This window comes from Vallitalea sediminicola, assembly GCF_054408565.1.
Genome location: NZ_BTPT01000192.1, coordinates 1 through 392 on the forward strand (window position 1 = coordinate 1; position 392 = coordinate 392).

The 392-nt window shown below is 28.6% G+C and carries 1 protein-coding gene; it reads right to left on the reverse strand.

All coding sequences use genetic code 11. The features are described 5' to 3' along the window. The coding region (locus tag ACX6CF_RS26385) for a hypothetical protein (protein WP_458788361.1) at positions 1-340 on the reverse strand (340 nt) is incomplete at its 3' end. Positions 341-392: the final 52 nt, after the last annotated feature.

The following is a 392-nucleotide window of genomic DNA, read 5'->3' on the forward strand; positions in this document are numbered from 1 at the left end:
CATCTCCTTTAACATATATTACATCACCATAATGTACCTTAATGTTAAAAAATTTTGAAATAGTAGATGCCATTTCATCAATTTCATGCTGATGAAAAATTCCATTTTCTCTTTCAAATCTCATTGTAACTGGATAATCATAATTTCCAGTTTCGGTTTCCCAATTATACGTTCTGGAAAAATTATAGTATAAACCGTCTCTTTCTTCTGCTTCACACCATTCCCATACATTTTCATAGTCACTATAGAAAGGTTTTAAGTTTAGAACCGTTTTAATTTCTTCTGTTATTTCTACTAATTCTTTTTCTAAATACAACCATAAATATACTTCTTTCCCCATTTTTCTCACCTGCCTACTAAATTTATTTAATCATTTGTGTTATTTCAGTTCA